Annotated in this window: 4 protein-coding genes and 1 pseudogene; 1 reads left to right on the plus strand and 4 read right to left on the minus strand. The window is 59.5% G+C overall.

Going from position 1 to position 5807, the window contains the following annotated elements:
• Positions 1–93: 93 nt before the first annotated feature.
• The 4 genes from arcC to PDO_RS08950 form a co-directional block, all read right to left on the minus strand.
• Positions 94–1005, minus strand: a complete 912-nt coding sequence (gene arcC / locus PDO_RS08935) for a carbamate kinase (protein ID WP_007600602.1) — start codon at positions 1003–1005, stop codon at positions 94–96.
• Between the two features lie 3 nt (positions 1006–1008).
• Positions 1009–2010, minus strand: coding sequence for an ornithine carbamoyltransferase (gene argF, locus PDO_RS08940; RefSeq protein WP_007600603.1), 1002 nt, complete (start codon positions 2008–2010; stop codon positions 1009–1011).
• A gap of 17 nt (positions 2011–2027) precedes the next feature.
• Complete coding sequence (locus tag PDO_RS08945; RefSeq protein WP_007600604.1) at positions 2028–3260, minus strand: arginine deiminase; 1233 nt, start codon at positions 3258–3260, stop codon at positions 2028–2030.
• An 88-nt stretch (positions 3261–3348) separates the two neighbouring features.
• Entirely contained in the window at positions 3349–4818 is a 1470-nt protein-coding gene (locus PDO_RS08950) for a basic amino acid/polyamine antiporter (protein WP_007600605.1), read from the minus strand.
• Positions 4819–5327: 509 nt separating this feature from the next.
• Between PDO_RS08950 and PDO_RS28995 the strand changes: the two are divergent.
• A pseudogene (locus PDO_RS28995) lies at positions 5328–5807 on the plus strand (ABC transporter ATP-binding protein/permease); the annotation flags it as partial.

A 5807-nucleotide genomic window follows, 5' to 3' on the forward strand; every position in this document is an offset into this window, starting at 1 on the left:
GGGGGGCGATAAGGTTACGGGCTGAAGACGGCTGGTCCTTTTGGCGGGCTACCCGGTACGTCCTCCACGCCCTGCCTGGTTGCTTTGGCGACATCATTCGTCCTTCGCGATCCTGGTACCGGCGCGCGCTTCCAAGATCGCTATGGCATCGTCCAGACGGCCAATACTAACAAAGCCACCGGTTTCGGCAAAATCAGCAGCGGCGGCAAGCTTTGGGCCCATTGAGCCTGCCGGTGCCCCCAAATCGCGGGCTTTCTCCGGTGTAAGTCTTGAAAGCGCGACGGCATCTGTCTCACCATAGCCTTGAAACACCGCCTCAACATCGGTCAGCAAGAGTAAGGCATCGGCATGGAGCTGCCGGGCAAGCAGCGCGCTGGCCGCATCCTTGTCGATGACGGCCTCGATGCCGACGAGGCTGCCATCGGCGCGTCGTACGACAGGAATTCCACCGCCCCCCGCGCAGACAACGATCACGCCCTGATCGAGCAGGAGCTTCAGCACCTTCCAATCGGGGATTTCGACCGGCCGTGGCGATGGGACGACCCGACGCCACCGGTCTCCGTCTCTGGCGATCGACCACCCTCCCGCCTTGGCGCGGTTCTCGGCTTCAATCTTTTCGTAGACCAGGCCCACAAATTTGCTGGGCTTCTCGAAAGCCGGGTCCTTGGGATCGACAACCACCTGGGTCAGGACTGTGACCACGGGTTGGGAATGCTGCAGCTCATTTTCCAGCTCCTGCTCGATCATGTATCCGATCATGCCTTCGGTTTCTGCACCGAGGACATCAAGCGGATAGGCATCATTCGGCTTGTAGGCAGCTCCTTGCAGGGCGAGCAGGCCGACCTGCGGACCGTTGCCATGGGTAACCACCAGCCTGTGGCCGGCCCGAATGATCGCAGCAAGAGACTTAGCTGCGATCTGAACGTTTGTGCGTTGCGCTTCGGCGGTCAGAGCCTCACCGCGTCGCAGGAGGGCGTTGCCGCCGAGCGCTGCCACGACGAGCATCTCTCATGCCCCCAGCGTTGCGACGAGAACCGCCTTGATCGTATGTAGGCGGTTTTCCGCCTGATCGAAGACGATCGAGGCCGGGCTCTCGAAAACCTCTTCGGTGACCTCCATCGCATCCAGGCCGAACTCTTCGTGGATCTCAGTGCCGACGGTTGTGGCCGTGTTGTGAAAGGCCGGCAGGCAATGCATGAAGCGCGCCCGCGGATTTCCCGTGCGTTCCATCAGGCCAGCGCTGACCTGATAGGGTGTGAGAAGCTTGATCCGCTCTGCCCATTTCTCTTTTGCTTCGCCCATGGATACCCAGACATCGGTGTAGACGAAATCGACATTTGCGACGCCCCGTCCAATATCCTCCGTGACCATGATCCGGGCACCGGTTTCTGCAGCAATGCTGGTCGCCTCCTCGCGGATTTCCGCGGAAGGCCAGCAAGCTTTCGGCGCGCAAAGCCGAACGTCCATGCCCATCTTCGCGCCTCCGATCAGCAAGCTGTCGCCCATGTTGTTGGCGGCATCGCCAATGAAGACGAAGGCCACCTGATGTAGGGGTTTCTCGGAGTATTCCTGCATTGTCAGGAAGTCCGCGAGAATCTGGGTGGGGTGGAATTCGTTCGTCAGGCCATTATAGACCGGCACGCCGGAATATCTGGCGAGTTCCTCGACGATCGCTTGTCCGAAACCCCGATATTCAATGGCATCATAGATCCGGCCGAGAACGCGGGCTGTGTCCTTGACCGATTCCTTGTGTCCGATATGGCTGCCCGTCGGCCCGAGATAGGTAACGCGTGCACCCTGGTCATATGCCGCGACCTCGAAGCCTACCCGAGTTCGGGTCGAATCTTTCTCGAAGATCAGGGCTATGTCCTTGCCCTGTAGTCTCGGGACCTCGGTCCCGGCGTATTTCGCCGTCTTGAGGTCTGCGGCAAGCTTGATCAGGAAGGCGATTTCACGCGGCGTGTAGTCGCGCAACGTCAGCAGGCTGCGATTTTTCAGGTTGAAGGCCATGAACGTGCTCCTTGAAATCAGATCGCATCACGAATCGTCGGGCAGCTCATGCAATGACCGCCGCCGCGCCCCCGGCTGAGTTCTGCGCCGGGGATGGTGAGGACCTCGATGCCGGCGGATTTCAGCGCAGCATTGGTGTCGTCGTTGCGGTCATAGCCGACGACGACGCCAGGCCTGAGCGCCAGAACATTGTTGCCATCGTTCCATTGCTCGCGGGCGCGCTCTTCCTCCGTCGTGCCACCCGTGGGCACAATCTGGAGTTTTCCATAGCCGAGAACCTCAGCGACGATGTCGAAGATCGGGCGGGGATCATGGCGGAAGGACAAGGGATTTTTACCGTCGCCAGGTCGGATGTCGTAGCAGACGAGTTCGTCGGCGACCTCCTTGAAGGTGGTGACGACATCGCCACCGCAGAGCGTGAAGATAGTGTCGAGATGCATGGCCGCCCGCGACTTTGGAATTCGAAAGGCAAGCACGCGATCGACAACTCCCCTGGCAAACAGCGCTTGGGCGAGTTGTCCAATCCCTTGCGGGGAAGACCTTTCACCCATGCCGACGAGAACCGTGCGGTTTCCGACCGGCATCACATCGCCGCCCTCAAGCGTTGCAAGTCCATGCTCCTCAGTCGGACCACCCCAGTGGACCGTGACCTTGCCGGCGAACTTCGGATGGAATCTGTAGATGGCCGTGGTCAACAGTGTTTCCGGACGTCGGGCTGGCCAGTACATCGGATTGATCGCGACGCCCCCATAGATCCAGGCCGAGTTATCGCGGGTGAACAGGGCGTTCGGCAGCGGCGGCAGAATGAAGCCATGATGGCCTAGATAGCTGCCGAACAGCCCCGCCGGCTTGAACGGGAGATCGTCCACCGCCAGTCCACCCAGAAGGAACTCAGCTAACCTCAAGCCAGACAGTTCCTGCATCCAGGTGCGCAGTTCGGCAGTCATTCCCGTGCCCACCTGATCGGGCACAATCCGATGATCCAGCACAAAGGCTCGGGCTTCCGGGACATCGAGCGCTTCAGCCAGTAAGGTGTTGACGTCGAGTACCTCGATCCCCTGCTCGCGCATTAAGGTGGTAAAGACATCATGGTCCTTTTGCGCCTGCTTGACCCAGAAGACATCGTCGAACAGCAACTCCTCCCGATTGGAAGGCGTGAGGCGCCGATGGGCGAGACCGGGGCGGCAGACCAGTACCTGGCGCAAGATGCCAGTCTCGGAATGGACGCCGAGTGGGAGGGAATTGTTCATGGTCGTCTTCCTCGGCCAATGGCCGTTAGAGCAGTTCCAGCGACAGTGGTTTGCGGTCTCGCCTTCGGAATTGCGTTAGAACAACGCGCTAGAGGGCACTGATCGCGCCTGCCCACATCAGGTATCCGGCAGCAGCAGCCGCCAGGACAATTCCTGCGGCGAGGAGAGCCTCCAGGCCGGAGAACGCTTCACGTGTCTGCTTACCCTTTGCCCACCAGTAGACGGGAATGCCCAGCACATAGAGGATGGCGCACATCAGGAGGTATGGCGGACCGGCCGCATAGATCAGCCAGCAACCGTAGACCGTGGCGACGGCCCCCGTGAACAAATCGCGTCCGCGTCCCTCCCCTGGGCGGTATCCTTCACCGCGCATAGCGAGCTTGAGAGCGTACGCTCCCGAAAGCACGTAAGGCACCAGGATTGCCGTCGATGCGATGTAGAAGAGGGCAAGATAGGTCGAATTCGCGAAGAAGGTTACGACCAGAAATGCCTGAACAAGCAGGTTGGTGATCCAGAGCGCACCGGATGGTGAGCCTTTCCCGTTTTCGATGGCAAAGACCTCGGGAAGGATCCCTTCCTTCGCCGCACGATAGGGGATTTCTGCTGCAAAGAGGGTCCAGCTCAAGAACGCGCCGGCGACGGAAACAACGAGGCCGATCCGCACAGCGACCGAGGCCCAGGGGCCTGCGACCTGCTCGATAACGTTTGCCATGGAGGCCGCAGCCGGTAGACCCGCGAGTTCAGGCTGGGTCAATACTCCGAAGGACAAGAGAGAGACGGCGAGATAGGCGCAAAGGGCGATCACGAAGCCGATGATGGTCGCACGCCCGATATCAGCGCGTTTGTCGGCGCGACCTGAATAGACGCTGGCTCCTTCGATACCGATGAAGACCCAGAGTGTCACCAGCATCGTGCTTTTCACCTGTGTCAGGATGCTGCCGAGTTCCGGCGTCTCTGTCCCCCAGAGGTCAATCGCGAAAGTCTGCAGACGAAAGGCCACTGTCACCAGCACGATGAGAAGAAGGATCGGTGCCAGTTTAGCGGTGGTAGTCAATACGTTGATGATGGCAGCCTGCCGAATGCCCATCAGGATCAGCGCATGCGTAGCCCAGAGCAGAACCGACGCACCGACGATCGCCTGCACCGAGTTCCCCTCCGCTCCGAAGGCAGGATAGAAGTAGCTCAACGCCCCGAAGATCAGCACGACATAGGATACGTTGCCGATCCAGGCACTGAGCCAATAACCCCAAGCACTATTGAAGCCGACGAAATCCCCGAAGCCGGCCCGCGCATAAGCATAGGGACCGGCATCAAGTGCCGGCTTTCGCCTCGAAAGACCCTGGTAGACGAAAGCGAGCGCCAACATCCCGACACCTGTAATCAGCCATCCGATCATGACAGCGGCAGGTGAAGCGCCCTTGGCGATGTTTTGAGGCAGGCTGAACACGCCACCCCCGATCATGGAGCCGACGACCAGCGCTACCAAAGGCAGCAGACCGAGTTTTGTAGAGACAGCAGGACCTTGTACACGCACCACGTCCACGGTTTGAATGCTCATGCTCGTATTCCTTCTCTGAAAAGACAGTGCAGATATCGAGCTGGGTCCCGACTGAGGAACGAACCTCACGAAGTACGAAGGCGTTTGCCACGTCGTAAGTGACGGCATGCGCTCTCACCATAGGATTAGACTAAACCTGTTGCGCAGTTTCGCACTTGATGCAGGTCAAGGCCCGAGACGGTCTCATGGTAGAATGTGTTCGTCGGGGCGCTCCCGACCATTGGTTGCACTGTAGCAGCATCGGTGATGTGGATTGCGACAATCACCTCCGACGATAAAGGTGATGGAAAGCACGCGCGCTGTTTGGCCTGGCAGTCCTTTAGTCTTGGCGCGAGACTGAATAAGGGCCTGACGGATGAATTCAGCTCATACCCCTTCGCGAGAAGCCATGACGCAATCGGAGAGGTGAAGTCTTAATGCCGCAACAAGATGGCCCGCAGGACATGTTCACAAACGAGCGCTCGGGCGATGGCAATGGCAGGCAGTCGTCTTCAAGTCCGGTTGCCTCGATGCGCGGTTTCTGGGGACTGATGCGCGCATACTGGTTTTCCGAACGGTGGCGCGAGGCCTGGGGGCACACCATAGCGATCGTCGTTCTCACCGCCTTGTCCGCCAAGGCGAGCGTGTGGTTTTCCACCTTCAACAGATCGGATCCGATGCTGCCGGATTGTCCGTTCCTGCACCGGACAATATCGACCAGCGAATCCAGGAATCGATCAAAGGTATGACCGGCGGCGCCATAGGATTGGCCATGGGTATCGCAGGGGTCCTGCTATCCCTCGGCTTCGTCGGCAGCAAACTGATCGAGACGTCAACCGACGTGACCGGGCTGGAATTCCTCGGCAGTTATGGCAGCGCCGTCCTCTCGTTCGTCGCCATCGCATCTATATGCCGTTCAACACGCTGCTGGCGGCCAAGCTGGGCGCAGTGCTGCAGCGTCTCTCCGTGCAGATGCAATGGGCCGAAGGCAGTTACCGAAACGAGCTAAC

The sequence above is a fragment of the Rhizobium sp. PDO1-076 genome (assembly GCF_000247475.1).
In the GTDB taxonomy this organism is placed as follows: Bacteria; Pseudomonadota; Alphaproteobacteria; order Rhizobiales; family Rhizobiaceae; genus Allorhizobium.

What these genes read in the sequence shown, in the direction of transcription:
- arcC (WP_007600602.1), bottom strand. Translation starts at nt 1,005, where the DNA reads ATGCTCGTCGTGGCAGCGCTCGGCGGCAACGCCCTCCTGCGACGCGGT.
- argF (WP_007600603.1), bottom strand. Translation starts at nt 2,010, where the DNA reads ATGGCCTTCAACCTGAAAAATCGCAGCCTGCTGACGTTGCGCGACTAC.
- PDO_RS08945 (WP_007600604.1), bottom strand. Translation starts at nt 3,260, where the DNA reads ATGAACAATTCCCTCCCACTCGGCGTCCATTCCGAGACTGGCATCTTG.
- PDO_RS08950 (WP_007600605.1), bottom strand. Translation starts at nt 4,818, where the DNA reads ATGAGCATTCAAACCGTGGACGTGGTGCGTGTACAAGGTCCTGCTGTC.